Source organism: Ewingella sp. S1.OA.A_B6 (assembly GCF_049889095.1).
Lineage (GTDB): Bacteria > Pseudomonadota > Gammaproteobacteria > Enterobacterales > Enterobacteriaceae > Ewingella.
In genome coordinates, this window is the sequence record NZ_JBLJFK010000012.1 from 48,855 (window position 1) to 65,470 (window position 16,616).

Sequence of the window (16,616 nt, forward strand, 5' to 3'; positions counted from 1 at the left end):
GTGAAAGGCGCTAAACTTGCGCGATTTCTACGCTTGATAAGGGCACAATGATGATATCGTCAACGGGAATAGAATGAAAAACATACTGATTATTCGGCGGGACAATATTGGCGATTTAGTTTGTACAACGCCATTGATTGAAGGCGTGAAAAAAGTCTATCCGATGGCGAATGTTTATCTGCTCATTAATTCAGTTAGCCAGGATGTAATTAAGAATAATCCTTATATTTATCGAACTTATATTTATAAAAAAGCCAAGCATCGAGCCAAAAGTCAAACAGTATTTGGGGTCTACCTTGAGCGTGCTATAATATTCCTTAAACTAAGGTCTATACACTTTGATGCTGCAATCCTGGCAAACCCAACTCCCTGTAAATACAGTTTGAGAATGGCAAAAATGGCCGGGGTGAAGAATATCATCGGCGCTGATTCTGGTATTAAAGGGATCGCGTCTGCTTATACTGAGGCCGATTTTTCAGGTAAGCATCAGGTCGAAAAAACTTTTAGTTATTTGAAATCTATTAGCGACGATAATATATCCATTCCTGATGTTAATGTTTTTCCTACCAATGAAGAAGTTTTGACCGCAGAACATAAACGTGAAAAGCTATTACCGGGTTGTGATTATATCTTCGGTGTGCACATTAGCAGTCGCAGCCCTAAACGGCGCTGGTCAGTAGAGAATTATGCCGAAATTATTCGCAGAATGACCGCTGAAAACCGTTGCGGCGTTTTGATTTTCTGGTCACCTCAAGGGACCTTATCACCAGATGATGTTGGCGATCTGGCCCGTGCTGAACAGTTAAAAGCGTTATGTGGAAGCGATCGCGTTGCTTTATATCCTACAGGCTCTGTACGTGAGTTAATCGGTGGCTTTGAACAGTGCAGCACGATACTTTGTAGTGATGGTGGGCAAATGCATCTGGCTTCTGCATTGCATAAAAAATTGGTGGTGTTTTTCGGTGATACCGACAAAGAAGCCTGGCATCCGTGGTCAGGGAAATACAGGATATTACAGACCTCAACGGGGGAGTGTATGGATATTACTGTCGATGAAGTCTGGCAGTCATTGTCAGAAATAAAATAACGTAAAGGCGGGTTGTCCGCCTTATCTATTATTTTTTCGCAAGATTTTTATACTTCTCACAAATATAACTAATTTCATATATTTTCAGTGAATTTTTATCAATCTCTGGTGGATTATCATATATATCGACAATTTTTTGACTAAGTGAATGAGTATCGACGTCAGCAAGTCCCCGATTCATGCCTGTGTTCTTTAGTATTTCAACTGGCCCACCAGGGCAAGCCGTACTTACCACAGGAGTGCCACAAATTAATGCCTCCACAAGCACATTACCAAAGCCTTCACTGTCTGAACTTAAAATTAACTGCTTAGCATGTTTAATGTAAGGGAAGGGGTTTTCTTTAAAACCTGCAAAGATCACGCGATCAGCAATATTTAAAGTTACAGCTAGTTTCTTGATTTTATTAACATAAGTATCATTCCCTGTACCAATTAATACGAGCGGTACTTGTAACTTTGTTTTTGCATAGGCTTCAAGTAGGCGGTCATGCCTTTTTTGTACATGGAAACGACCTACATGAAGTAGGTATTCCTGGTCAGCCATATCGCAAGGTTGATCAGCCATTGCTTCGATTTCAGCGATATTGAAAGGATTATTGATGACTTGTACATTACGCGGATTAGCCAATATATTTTCTTGTAAATCCACGCCTACGGCCTCAGAAACAGCAACCACTTTTTTTTGTTCATAGACGCTGGCCATTTTTCGCCGCTTATTCCAGCGATTTAACCCTTTGCGGTGGCCTAAATAGGTTGTCGAAAGAATGCCATGGATACAGAACCACAGACGGTCCGAAGAATAAATACTGCTTTTCATTACAATACGATCGGTCTTATGCAGATTAGATAAGATCAGGTCAAAGCGGCCTCGTTCGTTCTCAATTTCTAATACTGCTTTGTCCAGTTGTCTGCCTCTGCGCGAAAGTTCAGTCAGTTTCCGCCACGGAGTCCGTGAATTATCGGCAACAACTTTATAGTTAAGTCCTTCAGGTATCGTGTAGTCACAGACATCGCGAAGTGAAATAAGAGTGACATCAACGCCTGAATTTTGCATACCCTGACATAGGGTTAGTACGACTTTCTCAGCCCCACCGCCCGGCAAACCATCAATAATAATTAAAATACGCATAGTCAATCCAATATTTTTTTGTAGAGGTTAATAAGCTGTTCTGAAAGACGTGCTGGTGTTTCTTTCATAATTCTTGTCCTCGCAGCAAGTGACATGCCCGAATCAAATAATGAAGTTGGCAGGGCGCGAATGGACTCCGCCAACGCTTTTATATCAAGGGCATCGCAGATGAATCCATTCTCGCCTTGTACAATAAACTCGGAACCGCCGCAGGTTGCGCTGGTAATAACCGGTAAACCACAGGACATCGCTTCTAAAATAACGTTGGGGAACGGATCGTAAAGTGTCGGCAACAGTAAAGCATCGGCAGCCTGATAAAACGGCAGCGTGTGCTTTTGTACGCCGGCGAAGCGCACTCTGTCCACGCAGCCCAATGTGTTCGCCAGGGCACGATAGCGTTTTTCATCTTTGTCCTGGCCTACAACCAATAGCATACTTTCGGTCAATGCAGTCGCGCGGATAGCCGCTTCCAATCCTTTGCGTTCAAAACCTGAGCCTACAAAGATCATGCAGTGTGCAGACGGTGGAATATCAAACTGCTGGCGAAGTTGATGACGAAGACTCTCTGTAGCGGGTAAAAATTTCTGACTGTCGATGGCATTATAGATAACGGAGATTTTTTCGTCAGCCAAGCCAAAGTCTGCCATGATTTCATTTTTAATCATCTGTGCATTGCAAATGACAGCTTTAAGCTCAGGGGCTGCGTACATCTCCTGTTCTGCCCGCATAACATAACGGTGGAAGCGATCGGCCATCAATAATTGACCGCGCCATTGTGGTAGTAAACGGCTTCGCTGCAATAGCCAATGGCGATGAACACCATCACCGGCGCGATAGATATCGCATCCTGCGATGCGCTCATGACTCTGAACGATATCGAATTTCTCTTTATTCCATATCTGACGTGCTGCGTTTGCAAAGCCTTGCTCACGGCTTACCCGTCCCCATTTCATGGGATCGCAGAGATGAATATGCCAATTTGGATTGGTCTCACCCAGCCATTCGCGGGTAATGACATTTAAATCCAGATCCTCACCCTCGAGCGCTTCCAGCGCCCGAGCGACAAAACGTTCAGCTCCACCATCTGGGCGGTATTTTTGGCGGACTAACGCCAGTCTAAAATGCTTCATGGCAATAATTGTCTCGCTGCATCAATAACCGGTTGAACAGGAATCGCATCCAGATAGCGCTCAGCGGTGTGAGTGTTAATAGCATCAGGGTCGGGTAGTTCGCAATAATTGCCGGCCCAGATAACCTGCCCAACGGCTTGCCACGGTGACCAGAAGGCCAGCTTCGAAGGGCCAAATAGTGCGACCAGCGGTGTTTTCAATGCTGCAGCCATATGCATAGGCACTGAATCCACGCCGATGAATAAAGCAGCTCTGTCTATCAACGAGGCTAATTGTCGCAGCGTTAACTGTCCGGCTAAAGAATAAACATGTTCTTTGGGGCACAGGGCAAGTATTCGATCGACTATTTTCAACTCACTGTCAGCCGGTCCACTGGTGAGGATCACGCAGACGCCCTCGGCCTGCAGAGCAGTAATCACCTCAGCCATTTTTTCATCAGCCCAGCACTTAAATAACCATCGGGAAGTGGGCTGAACGACAACGAAATTGCGGTTTATGGCACGATCGCTGAGGAGGTGTTCTACCTTTGATTGATCCTCAAGAGAATAGCTCATTGTCACCTGACTAATCTGCGGGCTGAGATGCAGAGGAGTGAGAATGGAGAGGTTCTGTTCTACGGTATGCAGTTCGTTGTGATTGGCAACATCAACTAAATGGGTATGGCAGTTTTGCCACAGCATGTTTTTTCGCTTGGGGAAATCAAAACCAATCCTGACGGGCGCCCCTGTCAGTTTCGCCACTAAAGCACTTCGCCATTGATCGGCAAGATTGATCACCAGATCGTACTTGCGTGCCATAAGGCGTCTGATCAGCTTTTTTTCATGGCGCAGATGGGCAAGCGTGCCCTGTTTTTTCCAGGTGCGATCAATCGTGAAAAGTGTGGTCAATGAAGTATTACTTGCCAACATTTCCCTGGTCTCTAGGTACATCAACATATCTAATTCTGCGTCGGGATAGTGTTGTTTCAACGTACTGATGACCGGCGTTGTCAGCAACATGTCGCCGTGATGTCTCAGCTTAATGATCAGAATACGCCGGGGGCGCGCAATGGTTTTAAGGGCTGTGGCGTTTGTCATCATTCATCACTATCTGAGAAATCAAGCCCTGATTCTAAAGGAGCGTAGGGGATGTGGCTATACTTCGACGCCTTTCTTGCCTTGTGCGGTGAAATACCAAAGAATAGGCAACAAACGGTGTAACACGTTGTCCAATCCGTTTCCTGCCTTCATCCGCGTGATGAGCATCTATATTATGTAAATCGGTAACGGGCAGTTGAACCTAATGAGTCTCAATCAGGCACGCTTTATGACAAAACCCGCATTTATCATCACTATTGATACCGAAGGTGACAATCTTTGGCAGAATCACCAGCAGATCCTGACAGAAAACACGCGTTTTTTGCCAAGGTTTCAGACGCTCTGCGAAACGTATGGTTTCAAACCGGTTTATCTCACTAATTATGAGATGGCGAGCGATGGCCAATACGTTGAGTTTGCTCGTGATGTGATAGCCCGTGGGCAGGGTGAAGTGGGGATGCACCTTCACGCCTGGAATAATCCACCTCTTTCGCCGTTGACTGAGGATGATTGGCGTCATAAACCTTATCTGATTGAGTTTCCCAGGGATCAAATACGCGCAAAGTTCGAATATATGACCCGGCTTCTGGAAGATACATTCCAGACTAAAATGTTAAGCCATCGTGCCGGTCGCTGGGCGCTTAATGAGTATTATGTCTCCCTGTTACTGGAGTTTGGATATCAGGTCGACTGTTCCGTTACGCCTAAAGTTAACTGGCAGTCCTCTCCCGGCGCACCTCATGGAAATGGGGGGACGGATTATCGTTATTTCCCGTCAAACTCTTATTTTATCGATCCCGACAATATCGCCCAGCCAGGTAACTCTTCACTGCTTGAAGTACCGATGAGCATTCAGTACAAATATCCCGGCTGGATAAACGGCCTGAAACAGAGCGTAAATACCCTGCGAGGTAAGAGCCGACCTCACTCTGTGCACTGGTTGCGTCCTTCGGGAGGTAATGCAGAAAATATGCAGAAGGTGGCAGAAAAAAGCCTGGCAACAGGTCATGATTTTGTAGAATTTATGCTGCACTCTTCCGAATTCATGCCTGGAGGAAGCCCAACGTTCAAAACGAAGAAGGATATTGAAGGACTGTATCGTGATTTGGAACGCCTATTTAAATGGCTTAGTGAGCGAACTGTCGGCATGACATTGGCTGAATATTATCAGAAGAAAGTGGAACAAGATGTCTAAAAAGTGGAAAGTAAAGTTATCCAATTGGTTCTTACGCCGTTACGTTGCCAGACAGGGTGGATTGCTCGATAAATCGACGCTTAATAATCAGACCCATTTTGAGAGTATCGTTATTTACTCCACGACGGCATTAGGTGACTTCATGTTTAACACGCCTGCCATTCGTTCAGTAAGACAGAGATATCCTGACGCTTACATCACCCTGGTCGCACATAGGAAAAACCAGGAACTGGTCGATAACGGCATCTATTACGACCGTGTAGTTTACTGGGATAATAAAGTTAAATCTCTACCTACGCTGGTCAAATCTCTGAAAGAGCACCAGCCTGATCTTGCCTTAATTCTGCATTCACATCTTCCTTACGATGTAATAAGCGCCGTAATGTCTGGTGTTAAATATATCATCAGAGACAATTACATGAATGGTATTAGTGGGCTGGAAGAATGGCTTTCTAATTATGTATTCAACTATTATGGACACTTTGTCCGGCGTAAGCTTGAACTGGTCAGTATTTTGGGTTGTGACAGTAATAATGTTGCCATGGAAATACCCTCCCCTTATCAGGCTGGGGTGAAAGACCCTCACCATACGGTTATTGGCATGCAAATAGGTGCATCAACTGAGTCCCGCTGTTGGCCCATCACTCATTATTCTAAATTGGCAGATATTTTATCAGAATGTCATTCGAATGTTCGGATAGTATTGATTGGTGGTGGAACAGATATTGCTCGGGGAGATGCGATGATTGCACAAGTCTCTGATAGTACAAAACAAATTATTGATAATAAGATTGGGAAAACCGATTTGCAGCAACTGATTACTATGATCGATGGTTTTGATTTATTGGTCACTGGCGACACTGGCCCATTACATCTTGCTGTTGCTGTTAAAACAAAAACTATCAGTCTTTTTGTAACTGCTGATTCACGGTCTACCGGACCTATTCAGGACACCGAATTACACCGTATTATTCAGGTTTCCCGAATGGGGTATACTCTTTCTCTGGAAAAAATTAGCCCCATGGGAGTAATTCAACCGGAGCGTGTTTATTCTGAGTTGGTTGCCCACCTAAGTATGCCCAGGCATTGAACTATCTTTATTAACGGTAAAATTATCGTATTTTCAGCATCGCGTTTATTTTTGAGATGTAAGTATCCACAAGTGGGTACTTCATCTGAAAATATTTTCTTCGAGAAAGTGATGTGTTTTTACATAAGCTTGCTGCTAATTTAAAAAGCTTTACGGTGGTGGGCGGGTAGTAATAATACCCATGAATTTTTTTGGTCATTTTCTTAACTTCGATAAAGCAGTTCTCTATCATAGGGGCGACTAATTTAGCTATTTCAGTATCATTTTCATGCGTTTTAATGAAATAGAGCATTTTATACATAGCAAAAAGAATATCTTCGATGTCTTTATTTTTAATGTTTCTCGTTATGCCACTGTCATTAATACGATAGAAATAGAGCTGCTCATCAATATGCGCAATTTTTTTGGTTTTAAAATATTGAAATGGTGTGAAAATCACGTCTTCATATCTGCGTCCCTTCACGAAGGTATCACCCTTTAATAACTCACGTCTAAATATCCGGCTCCATAAATGCCAGTTGGAGCGTTCAAAAATAGGTTTTAAACAATCAATCTCTGAACCTTTGAAATCATAAGGGGTGCAGCTTACATTTTTGCTGACGTCATCAGTTGGAGGGCGTTCGGTAAACTCAAGGAAATTAAAGTCAATGATATCAAACTCACTCTTGCGCAGATAGGGTGCCAGCGTTGAGTAGTAGACAGGACTAAGAATGTCATCACCGTCTAAAAAGGTTACATAGATACCTGTCGCTTTTTGCAAACCAACGTTACGAGTTTCAGCGATACCCTGGTTAATTTGGCTGACGTAAGAGACGTGCTTGAAATCCTGTTGCTCAAGAAAACTTTCGACCAACGTGTTGGAACTATCATCAGAACCATCATCGATGATGATCACTTCCACTTCATCACTAATTTGTTCAAATAATGATTGTAGAGCCTCAATAATGAATTTTTCATTATTATGAAAGGGAACGATAATCGACAGCAGTGGCTGCTTAGTGGTTTGCATCATACTGGTTGCCCGCTATCTGAACATAGGTGGATGCGTGTTTACCGATCAAAATGCTGAAAATAATAGCAAGCCCGAATATCCCGGTAGCCTCAGAGCTGAAGAACAACACGTCACTTAAGCCGTAAATAATTATAGTCATTATTATTGCCAGCAGCGCTGTATTTTTTTGCGATTTTAGTGAGAGATAGAGTAATGATAAATACAAAGCAGCCAACAGCAGACTGCCCCAGATACCGCGCAGTGAATAGGTGTCAACCAACTCATTGTGCATATGCACGTTAGTATAAGGCAGTGCTCCGGAAAGTAAGGGATACTCAGCCGCTATGGCGGTGAGTTCACTTCCCCGCTGCTCTGCTGATTGACCTAAAACATGTTGATTACCGGTCATTATCCCGGCTTTAAACATTGAGATTCGGGACCCAATAGAGTTACTACTTTGAGTCTGAGACAAGGCGCTCATATCTATTGTTAACGCTTCGATACGTTTATCGATAATGCTTCTAAGGAAAAAAGCACTCAGGAAGATTAATATACCTATAGACAGGCACGAAATGTATTTTTGTTTTTTTGTTATCTCTTTATCAGCAAGAAACATAATCATACTAATGGCTGGGAATGCAAGGATGGCAGCGCGTGTTTGCGTATGAATGAGCGCAACATAGCTTATAGCAAAGCCTAATACGAACAGGATTAGGCGGTATCTTGTATTGATATGAAGCAGTGTATAAAGCATTAGCATATCAACAGCGGTAATGATGTATGCAGCGACTGTTGCGCGGTCAAAGTTCAACTCGCTGCGGACATCACCTTCCTTAATGCTATAATAAATAACATATAAATTGACAATTATGCCGAGCAATAATACAGCGGGTTTAACGAGTCGATTGAAATCAATGCGCTCATTAAGTGCAACTATTAGCACAAAACCTGTGGCAATAAGTAATTTTCCGGTAACCATAAAAGCACGATACAGATTGATGTACTCTCCTGGCTGCTTATAAGCCGCGACCCAAAGAACGCTACCCAGCCCAACGGCAACAAAAAGAAGTGGCGCCCAAAGCAAATCAATTCTTCGGGTATAGTATTTAAAATTGAGTATTAATGCGATCAAAGCCAGATAGCTGCTAACAAAAAAAATATTGCGCCCCTGGCTCCAGTTGAAGGAGATAGCAAAAAAACTGACTAAGCATCCGAAATAGATAAGATAGCTAAATACCGGATAGGGCGTTTCTCTTCTGAACATCAACATTCATTCCAGTTAGTTTATCGGGATGCGATATAACGGGTTAATATTACTTCAAACTGCGCTTTAAACGAGGTGTAATCGAGTACGCCAGTTGTTAATTTTTGGGCATTTTCACGCATGCGCTGATAATTATCATTTTGTAAAAGTTGTTCTACTGCGTTTGCGCAGTCTATATGGCAAAGCAGTTTTGGTTCAACAAGCTTGTCCTGAATAGGGTCATACACATCATAGGGGAAATCGACATGCACATCAGTCAGTCTCTGATGTTCCTCTATACTTATTTTTGGGGTTAAGCCTATCCCACATTCATTATTTTTCACCGCCTCTGGCTGCCCATCCACGAGGGGAAAAATCACCGGCACGCCATAATAGAGCGATTCCACGCAAGATAAGCCGAATGGTTCAGTCACGGGTGTACTCATGTACACATCTGTTCGATTGAAGAAGTCAGCCACATTGTCCTGGAAACCCGTGAAGGTCACATGGTCATTTAACTGTAATTTCTCCGACAGAGCTTCAAAAAGCGCGCGGTCGGGACCTTTGCCCGCAATTTCCAGCTGGACCTTATGCCCGCGTCTGATCAGCTCTTGCACCATAAGCAGTGACACACTAATACCCTTTAGAGTGACTAACCTTGATGCTGTGCCGATCCTTAGCGTTTCGGGGAGTACTTTCGGCCCAAATTGAATACCCGATGGGGTCAGAATACGATTTGGTAATACTTCAACCGCTAAAGGCAGGTTGAAACGAAGTTCCATAACCCGTTTTGATGCCCATGAAGCCGATATCACACCATCGAGCATGGAGAAGAAACCCAATGTTTTGCGGTTTTTCGGATAACGCCACGAACATCCATGGTCATAATAGACTAACTTTCCGCGTGCCGGTTTTGCGGACAAAACCGGCACTAAATCCCAAACAATAATAATATCCGCGTTGGTTTTTTCGATTTTGCGTTTCAACACGAATTTGCGCAAGAACTGTGGATAGCGTGTTGAGAAAGCATTTAATATTCGGTTAGCGTAAGTAATTTTTTTACCGGCTAGCTTCTCCTCAATCTCGCTGCCGACCTGGCTGTTAATGCAGAGGATCTGATTGATATTATCGGTATCATCATTAACGTATTGCAGAAAAAGACGTTCAACACCGCCCATTTTTTCTAAGTTGATAATATGCAGCTTTTTCATCGAAGTGCCTTCTCCATTGCTTCGATTACTGTAGCAGGGGAAATGCTGGCCATATTTTTATCTGCAGCAGTTAATGATATTTGATTTTTCCCATACCCTCCAATCAAACCCGGATCCGTTGGCCCGTAGAGTGTGATGTTAGGACGGTCCAGCGCTGCCGTGAGATGACTCAGGCCGGTATCCACTGAGATAACTGTTTTCGCGCCAGCCAAAATTTCAGCTATCTGTTGCAGGCTGAGTTTCGGCAATACTTCAACATGAGCAAAACCTTCGGCCAGCCTCAGTGCTCGTTGGTATTCATGCTCAGCTCCCCAGGGTAGTTTGATGCTAATACCGCGGGTTTCGAGTGAACCTATCAATTCGCGCCAGTGGCTTTCCGGCCAGTGTTTATCTGCGCGAGTTGTGGCATGCAGAAAGACCAGATAACGGTTGGCATCGGCTGGACGTTGAGACAGAAAGCGTGAGGCGATGGCGTAATTGCCCCGTGTTGAGGGCTTTTCGTAGCCAAGACTTTTAGCGAACAGTTCACGACTACGTTCAACCGCATGCTGTTTTTTGTCGATGTCATGGCGCTGATTAAAGAACCAGCTGGCAAAAGGCTCCCGTGCGCTTTTTGCATCCTGACCGTGCTTTTTGCCTTTGGCAACGCGGGTGATCAGCGCAGCACTTTTAATCAGACCTTGTGCATCAATGACCGCGTCATAGGTACGTAACTGTAATTCTCTTTTAAAGTCGCAGCGTTGCTGGCGGGTTTCAGAACCAAACCAGTTTTTACGCCAGCGGCGAATAGCGACCGGGATCACTTTGTCTACTGCCGGATGCCAGCTGGGAATCTGTGCGAAATTTTCTTCCACTACCCAGTCAAACGAGATACCCGGGATGGCATTCATCGCATCGGTTAACGCTGGAAGCGTATGCAGAACATCGCCCATTGACGATGTTTTAACGATCAGTACCCGCATTACAGCCCTTCTCCTGCTGCCAAAAGCTGTGACAGTTCCTGATAAACCGCTTCAGGTTGAATATCGATCAGACTTTGGTGGTAGCCCTGTTCTGTATCGCCTTTACGCACTTTATGATAGCCGGTGATGAGGCGAATGACTTTGGCATGCTGGCTCAGTGGTGGCGTAAAGTCTGGGCTGCTTGGCCCGTAAAGTGCTACCAGCGGCTTGTTCAGTGCGGCCGCAACATGCATCAAACCTGAATCATTACTGACCACGGCCTGACAGGCGGCAATCAGCACAACAGCCTGATCTAACGATGTTTTACCGGCCAGATTCATGCAAAATCCCTGGGCCTGTTCTGCCAATGCTAAACGAATATCTTCACCAGCAGGGTGATCTTTTGCCGAGCCGAAAAGCACTATCTGATAACCCGCAGCGATGAGTTTCCCTGCCAGGGTGGCGTAATGATAGTGCGGCCAGCGCTTAGCCGGGCCGAACTCTGCGCCGGGGCAGAATCCAATAAGAGGGCGGTCAATGGAGAGCGCAAAAGATCCACGGGCTGCCATGGCTTCTGTCTCGGTGACCTGCAACTGCGGCCAAAGTAATGGCTGAGGCAAGTCGGCGGCAGAATTTATCTGCGGTTCATCATAGGCCAGTGCTGCATAGCGCTGGACCATCAGTGGGAAAGCCTGTTTATCCAGTATGCGCAGATCGTTGAGCAAGCCGTAACGCATCTCGCCGCGCCAGCCGGTACGCTGAGGAATCTGAGCAAAGAAAGGTATGAGCGCAGACTTGAAAGAGTTCGGCAACACGAAGGCACGCTGATAATGGGTGTCTCGTAACGCGACGCCCAAACGGCGCCGTGCGCCAAGTTCCAATGCACCATGGCCCAAAGGCATCGGTATAGCATGGCTGACCTCCGGCATTCTTTCAAGCAACGGCCGGCACCACGCCGGCGCCATGACGTCAATCTGTGCCGCGGGCTCAATGGCCTTAATGGTCCGGTAAAGACTTTGTGACATCATCATGTCGCCCACCCAGGAAGGGCCAATGACCAGCATTTTCATTCCGTACTCATCCCTCAGCTAACGTTTACAACTTTACTCAACGCGGATTTCACACCGTGCGGTTAAGCCACGCCATGTATTCACCTACGCCTTCTGCCACAGTCTTGAATGGTTTGTCATAACCCGCTGCGCGCAGGGCTGACATGTCAGCCTGCGTAAAGGACTGGTAACGGCCTTTCAATTTTTCAGGGAATGGAATGGTTTCGATATGACCCGTTTTGTGGTGTTCGATCACCGCTTCAGCGACAGCCTGGAAGGATTCTGACCGGCCCGTCCCGCAGTTGAAGATCCCTGATACGCCGTTTTGCCAGAACCACAGGTTTACTGCTGCTACGTCACCAACGTAGATAAAGTCCCGCTTAAAACCTTCACTTCCTGCGAACAGTTTTGGATTCTCGCCGGCATTAATCTGGTTGTTCAGATGGAATGCAACGCTTGCCATGCTGCCCTTATGGCCTTCACGCGGGCCATATACGTTGAAGTAACGGAAACCACAAATCTGTGACTGTGCCTGCGGCAGAATTTCACGCACATACTGGTCAAATAGGAATTTGGAGTAGCCATAAACATTTAGCGGTTGTTCATATTTACGATCTTCGACAAAGCTGATGCTCTGGCTGCCGTAGGTCGCAGCGGAAGAGGCGTAAAGGAAAGGGATTTCGCGCTCAAGGCAGAAATGCAGGATGTCTTTCGAGTATTGATAGTTGTTGTCCATCATGTACTTGCCATCCCACTCGGTGGTGGATGAACAGGCACCTTCATGGAAAATAGCGTCGATTTCGCCAAGGTCATCGCCGGCTACAATGCTGGCAATAAAATCTTCTTTGTCGCAGTAATCTGCAATATCCAGATCGACCAGATTGACGAACTTGGTGCCGTCTTTCAGGTTATCAACCACTAAAATATCGCGGTATCCCATTTCATTAAGCGATTTAATGATGTTGCTGCCGATAAAACCAGCGCCGCCAGTGACGATTATCATGGGACTCACCTTTAATCATTTAGAAAACCACGCACCATGCGTGGCTTATACAGTTAGCAACATCATAACACTTCATAATGCGGGCCACATTGGGAAGCTATCCGATAAGTCGTATTCTTGTGTATCAAGACTTAAGGCGTGAACTATGCTGCAAAACGAAGATATTTTGACAGCTTCACTCGTTATTCATTATACGGATTAGTAATGTGTCTGATGAATGAGTCATTTTCAGGAGATAACGTTATGTCCGCTTCGTTTTATCGCCAGTTGGAAGAAGATCTCGATCAGGCACGTGCTGATGGTCTGTTTAAAGAAGAACGAATCCTTACTTCCGCTCAGCAGGCGAAGATCACGGTGGCCGGAGGCCAACCAGTCATCAACTTTTGTGCTAACAATTACCTCGGTTTAGCCAACCACCCGGAACTGATCGCTGCAGCTAAAGCAGGACTGGACAGTCACGGCTTTGGCATGGCTTCGGTTCGTTTTATCTGCGGCACTCAAGATACGCACAAAGAGCTGGAAAGCCGTCTGGCAGATTTCCTCTGTATGGACGATGCGATCCTTTATTCCTCCTGTTTTGACGCTAACGGCGGATTGTTCGAAACTTTACTCGGCGCCGAAGATGCCATTATTTCTGATGCACTCAATCATGCATCGATTATCGACGGTGTGCGTTTATGTAAAGCCAAACGCTACCGTTATGCCAACAACGACATGGCCGAACTCGAAACCTGTTTAGAAAAAGCCAAAGCCGAGGGCGCGCGACATATTCTGGTGGCCACCGATGGCGTATTTTCTATGGATGGCGTTATTGCCAATCTGGGCGGTATCTGCGATCTGGCCGAACGCTTTGACGCACTGGTGATGGTAGATGATTCCCACGCCGTTGGTTTCGTTGGTGAGCACGGGCGTGGAACGCATGAATATTGTGACGTGATCGGGCGGGTAGATATCATTACTGGCACGCTCGGCAAAGCGTTGGGTGGTGCATCCGGCGGCTATACCGCGGCGCGCAAAGAAGTGATCGACTGGCTGCGGCAGCGTTCCCGCCCTTATTTGTTTTCTAACTCCCTTGCGCCTTCTATTGTCGCCGCCTCGCTGAAAGTCCTTTCAATGCTGGAAGAGGGCAGCGAATTGCGCCAACGCCTGATGGATAACGCGACGTTGTTCCGTGAAAAAATGACCGCTGCCGGTTTTACCCTGGCAGGCGCCGATCACGCGATTATTCCGGTGATGCTGGGCGAGGCCAAACTGGCGCAGGAGTTTGCTTCGGCGCTTCAGCATGAAGGTATTTACGTCACCGGTTTCTTCTTTCCTGTGGTGCCAAAAGGTCAGGCGCGCATCCGTACCCAGATGTCTGCCGCGCACACCACCGAACAAATCGAACAGGCGGTGGACGCCTTCACCCGCATCGGTAAAAAACTTGGCGTCGTCGCCTGAGGAAGCCGTATGAAAGCGTTAGCAAAGTTAAAGCGTGAAGAAGGCATCTGGATGACAGATGCGCCGGTGCCAGAGGTCGGCCATAACGATCTGCTGATCAAAATCCGTAAAACCGCTATTTGTGGTACTGACGTGCATATTTATAACTGGGATGAATGGTCACAAAAAACCATTCCGGTTCCAATGGTGGTTGGGCATGAATATGTTGGTGAAGTCGTCGGAATTGGCCAGGAAGTGAAAGGCTTTACACTGGGGGATCGCGTTTCCGGCGAAGGGCACATTACCTGTGGACACTGCCGCAACTGCCGTGGAGGGCGCACGCATCTGTGCCGTAATACACAGGGTGTTGGCGTGAATCGCCCGGGTGCTTTTGCCGAATATCTGGTACTGCCGGCTTTTAATGCTTTCAAAATTCCAGACAATATTTCCGACGATCTGGCGGCGATTTTCGACCCGCTGGGCAATGCGGTGCACACCGCACTCTCCTTTGATTTAGTCGGAGAAGATGTGCTGGTGTGTGGCGCCGGGCCGATTGGTATTATGGCAGCGGCGATTTGCAAGCATGTCGGCGCACGGCACGTCGTTATTACGGACATGAATGAGTACCGGCTGGAACTGGCGCGCAAAATGGGCGTCACCCGTGCGGTGAACGTGAAGAATGAAAATCTTGACCAAGTGATGGTTGAACTGGGAATGACCGAAGGCTTTGATGTGGGGCTGGAAATGTCAGGTGCGCCACCTGCTTTTCGTTCCATGCTCAATGCCATGAACCACGGAGGCCGAATTGCGCTGTTGGGTATTCCGCCGTCTGATATGTCGATTGACTGGAATCAGGTGATCTTCAAGGGGCTGTTTATAAAAGGTATTTATGGTCGTGAGATGTTTGAAACCTGGTACAAAATGGCGGCTCTGATCCAATCAGGTTTGGATCTCACACCGCTTATCACTCATCACTTCCCGATCGATGATTTCCAGAAAGGCTTTGACGCGATGCGTTCCGGGCAGTCGGGTAAAGTTATCCTCGACTGGTCTTAGCTTTTTCTGCATAAAGAACCAAGGGCAGCATACACTGGCCTTGGTTCTTTATGATATTCGCTTAGGGCTTTTTCGCAAACCAGGTGTTCCAGGTGCGTTCAACGAAGGTAATCGCAGGCAATTGTGCGAGGCTTTCACCCATGGTTTTAAACATCACACCCGCGTAAACCGGCGGGACAGGGTGTTTTACTGAGCACAGGCGTATACCTTTAAATGCAGTTTTCGGCGTAATGGTATTGGTGGGTACCTTACCTGGAGGGGTGCTGTGCGTCGGTTCATTCAGCAGGTCGCTTGGACGAACCAGTACGATGTCAGAAGGCAGGTTGGGCAGCATCTGTTGCAAGACCCGCACCGTGGTTGGATGCGGATGGCCGATAGCAATGGCATAACCATTACGTCGCGCAAGCTGAATGGCTCGCTCGAACTGACGACGGATCTCCGCTTCGTTCTGTACATCGTCTAAAAAGACGTTGCGTTTAATGACCCGAACTCGTGTTCCTGCCGCCGCCTGCACTGACCTGGTATTGCCAATTGTCATGCTGTCGAGGAAAAACAGATTGTGGGCGTTCATTGCCTGCATCACATTTTCCATACCCGGCAGGCTGGACGTCATGGCGCTACCCATATGGTTGTTGATGCCCACGGCGTAGGGCACGCTGGCGATAGCCTTATCGACAATACGTTTGACTTCTTCGCGGCTCATTGACGGCGTTAACGTGTCTTTTTCCAGCGGCTGTTTACTCAGCGGTGCCATTGGCAGGTGGATCAGAATTTCACGGCCCTGCTGATGGGCTTTTTCCATCATCACGCGCGTATCCGGGGCATTAGGGAAAATCGCGATGGAGACGGCCTTGGGCATTTGCAACACCTGATTTTCGTTCTGCTGCCGGTAACCAAAATCATCAATAAGAATGGCTAACCTGGCGGCCTGCGCCTGACAAGCAAACAAGGCGGTGCCACAGAGTGCGGCTAAAACGGATTTTTTATATCGCAACG

General features: G+C 46.6%; 15 protein-coding genes. 5 read left to right on the forward strand and 10 right to left on the reverse strand.

All coding sequences use genetic code 11. The annotated features are described in order from the left end of the window. Positions 1-73: 73 nt before the first annotated feature. Complete coding sequence (locus ACMV8I_RS17745) at positions 74-1,087, forward strand: glycosyltransferase family 9 protein (protein ID WP_498866523.1); 1,014 nt, start codon at positions 74-76, stop codon at positions 1,085-1,087. A gap of 28 nt (positions 1,088-1,115) precedes the next feature. On the opposite strand, the gene ACMV8I_RS17750 is transcribed toward ACMV8I_RS17745, so the two are convergent. The 3 genes from ACMV8I_RS17750 to rfaQ are packed head-to-tail and all read right to left on the reverse strand — an operon-like array spanning position 1,116 to position 4,425. Then, positions 1,116-2,216 carry a glycosyltransferase gene (locus ACMV8I_RS17750; protein ID WP_498866524.1) on the reverse strand — a complete coding sequence of 367 codons (1,101 nt, stop codon included), beginning with the start codon at positions 2,214-2,216 and terminating at the stop codon, positions 1,116-1,118. A 2-nt stretch (positions 2,217-2,218) separates the two neighbouring features. Then, positions 2,219-3,346, reverse strand: a complete 1,128-nt coding sequence (locus ACMV8I_RS17755; protein ID WP_498866525.1) for a glycosyltransferase family 4 protein — start codon at positions 3,344-3,346, stop codon at positions 2,219-2,221. Further along, complete coding sequence (rfaQ, locus tag ACMV8I_RS17760; protein ID WP_498866526.1) at positions 3,343-4,425, reverse strand: putative lipopolysaccharide heptosyltransferase III; 1,083 nt, start codon at positions 4,423-4,425, stop codon at positions 3,343-3,345. Before rfaQ ends, ACMV8I_RS17755 begins: the two co-directional genes overlap by 4 nt. A gap of 226 nt (positions 4,426-4,651) precedes the next feature. Between rfaQ and ACMV8I_RS17765 the strand changes: the two genes are divergently transcribed. Continuing rightward, a complete protein-coding gene (locus ACMV8I_RS17765) occupies positions 4,652-5,617 on the forward strand; it encodes a polysaccharide deacetylase family protein (protein ID WP_498866527.1) in 966 nt (321 codons plus the stop codon). Further along, positions 5,610-6,707 carry a glycosyltransferase family 9 protein gene (locus tag ACMV8I_RS17770; protein ID WP_498866528.1) on the forward strand — a complete coding sequence of 366 codons (1,098 nt, stop codon included), beginning with the start codon at positions 5,610-5,612 and terminating at the stop codon, positions 6,705-6,707. The genes ACMV8I_RS17765 and ACMV8I_RS17770 overlap by 8 nt, the downstream gene beginning before the upstream one ends. 22 nt (positions 6,708-6,729) lie before the next feature. On the opposite strand, the gene ACMV8I_RS17775 is transcribed toward ACMV8I_RS17770, so the two are convergent. The 6 genes from ACMV8I_RS17775 to rfaD are packed head-to-tail and all read right to left on the reverse strand — an operon-like array spanning position 6,730 to position 13,145. Next, complete coding sequence (locus ACMV8I_RS17775; RefSeq protein WP_498866529.1) at positions 6,730-7,719, reverse strand: glycosyltransferase; 990 nt, start codon at positions 7,717-7,719, stop codon at positions 6,730-6,732. Beyond that, positions 7,703-8,968, reverse strand: coding sequence for an O-antigen ligase family protein (locus ACMV8I_RS17780; RefSeq protein WP_498866530.1), 1,266 nt, complete (start codon positions 8,966-8,968; stop codon positions 7,703-7,705). The genes ACMV8I_RS17775 and ACMV8I_RS17780 overlap by 17 nt, the downstream gene beginning before the upstream one ends. Before the next feature lie 14 nt (positions 8,969-8,982). Then, on the reverse strand, positions 8,983-10,152 hold the full coding sequence (locus ACMV8I_RS17785) for a glycosyltransferase (RefSeq protein ID WP_498866531.1): 1,170 nt from the start codon (positions 10,150-10,152) through the stop codon (positions 8,983-8,985). After that, entirely contained in the window at positions 10,149-11,114 is a 966-nt protein-coding gene (rfaC, locus tag ACMV8I_RS17790; protein WP_498866532.1) for a lipopolysaccharide heptosyltransferase RfaC, read from the reverse strand. Before rfaC ends, ACMV8I_RS17785 begins: the two co-directional genes overlap by 4 nt. Beyond that, positions 11,114-12,163, reverse strand: a complete 1,050-nt coding sequence (rfaF, locus tag ACMV8I_RS17795) for an ADP-heptose--LPS heptosyltransferase RfaF (RefSeq protein ID WP_498866533.1) — start codon at positions 12,161-12,163, stop codon at positions 11,114-11,116. Before rfaF ends, rfaC begins: the two co-directional genes overlap by 1 nt. Positions 12,164-12,212: 49 nt before the next feature. Next, a complete protein-coding gene (gene rfaD / locus ACMV8I_RS17800) occupies positions 12,213-13,145 on the reverse strand; it encodes an ADP-glyceromanno-heptose 6-epimerase (RefSeq protein ID WP_498866534.1) in 933 nt (310 codons plus the stop codon). 243 nt (positions 13,146-13,388) lie between these two features. Between rfaD and ACMV8I_RS17805 the strand changes: the two genes are divergently transcribed. Next, on the forward strand, positions 13,389-14,585 hold the full coding sequence (locus ACMV8I_RS17805; protein WP_498866535.1) for a glycine C-acetyltransferase: 1,197 nt from the start codon (positions 13,389-13,391) through the stop codon (positions 14,583-14,585). 9 nt (positions 14,586-14,594) lie between these two features. Continuing rightward, a complete protein-coding gene (tdh, locus tag ACMV8I_RS17810) occupies positions 14,595-15,620 on the forward strand; it encodes an L-threonine 3-dehydrogenase (protein ID WP_498866536.1) in 1,026 nt (341 codons plus the stop codon). Positions 15,621-15,681: 61 nt separating this feature from the next. Here tdh and ACMV8I_RS17815 read toward each other — a convergent pair whose 3' ends face one another. Then, positions 15,682-16,614: a divergent polysaccharide deacetylase family protein gene (locus ACMV8I_RS17815; protein ID WP_498866537.1), complete on the reverse strand. Its 933-nt coding sequence runs from the start codon at positions 16,612-16,614 to the stop codon at positions 15,682-15,684. Positions 16,615-16,616: the final 2 nt, after the last annotated feature.

Coding starts and splice junctions, on each gene's coding strand:
- ACMV8I_RS17745 (WP_498866523.1), top strand. CDS start 74: ATGAAAAACATACTGATTATTCGGCGGGACAATATTGGCGATTTAGTT.
- ACMV8I_RS17750 (WP_498866524.1), bottom strand. CDS start 2,216: ATGCGTATTTTAATTATTATTGATGGTTTGCCGGGCGGTGGGGCTGAG.
- ACMV8I_RS17755 (WP_498866525.1), bottom strand. CDS start 3,346: ATGAAGCATTTTAGACTGGCGTTAGTCCGCCAAAAATACCGCCCAGAT.
- rfaQ (WP_498866526.1), bottom strand. CDS start 4,425: ATGATGACAAACGCCACAGCCCTTAAAACCATTGCGCGCCCCCGGCGT.
- ACMV8I_RS17765 (WP_498866527.1), top strand. CDS start 4,652: ATGACAAAACCCGCATTTATCATCACTATTGATACCGAAGGTGACAAT.
- ACMV8I_RS17770 (WP_498866528.1), top strand. CDS start 5,610: ATGTCTAAAAAGTGGAAAGTAAAGTTATCCAATTGGTTCTTACGCCGT.
- ACMV8I_RS17775 (WP_498866529.1), bottom strand. CDS start 7,719: ATGATGCAAACCACTAAGCAGCCACTGCTGTCGATTATCGTTCCCTTT.
- ACMV8I_RS17780 (WP_498866530.1), bottom strand. CDS start 8,968: ATGTTGATGTTCAGAAGAGAAACGCCCTATCCGGTATTTAGCTATCTT.
- ACMV8I_RS17785 (WP_498866531.1), bottom strand. CDS start 10,152: ATGAAAAAGCTGCATATTATCAACTTAGAAAAAATGGGCGGTGTTGAA.
- rfaC (WP_498866532.1), bottom strand. CDS start 11,114: ATGCGGGTACTGATCGTTAAAACATCGTCAATGGGCGATGTTCTGCAT.
- rfaF (WP_498866533.1), bottom strand. CDS start 12,163: ATGAAAATGCTGGTCATTGGCCCTTCCTGGGTGGGCGACATGATGATG.
- rfaD (WP_498866534.1), bottom strand. CDS start 13,145: ATGATAATCGTCACTGGCGGCGCTGGTTTTATCGGCAGCAACATCATT.
- ACMV8I_RS17805 (WP_498866535.1), top strand. CDS start 13,389: ATGTCCGCTTCGTTTTATCGCCAGTTGGAAGAAGATCTCGATCAGGCA.
- tdh (WP_498866536.1), top strand. CDS start 14,595: ATGAAAGCGTTAGCAAAGTTAAAGCGTGAAGAAGGCATCTGGATGACA.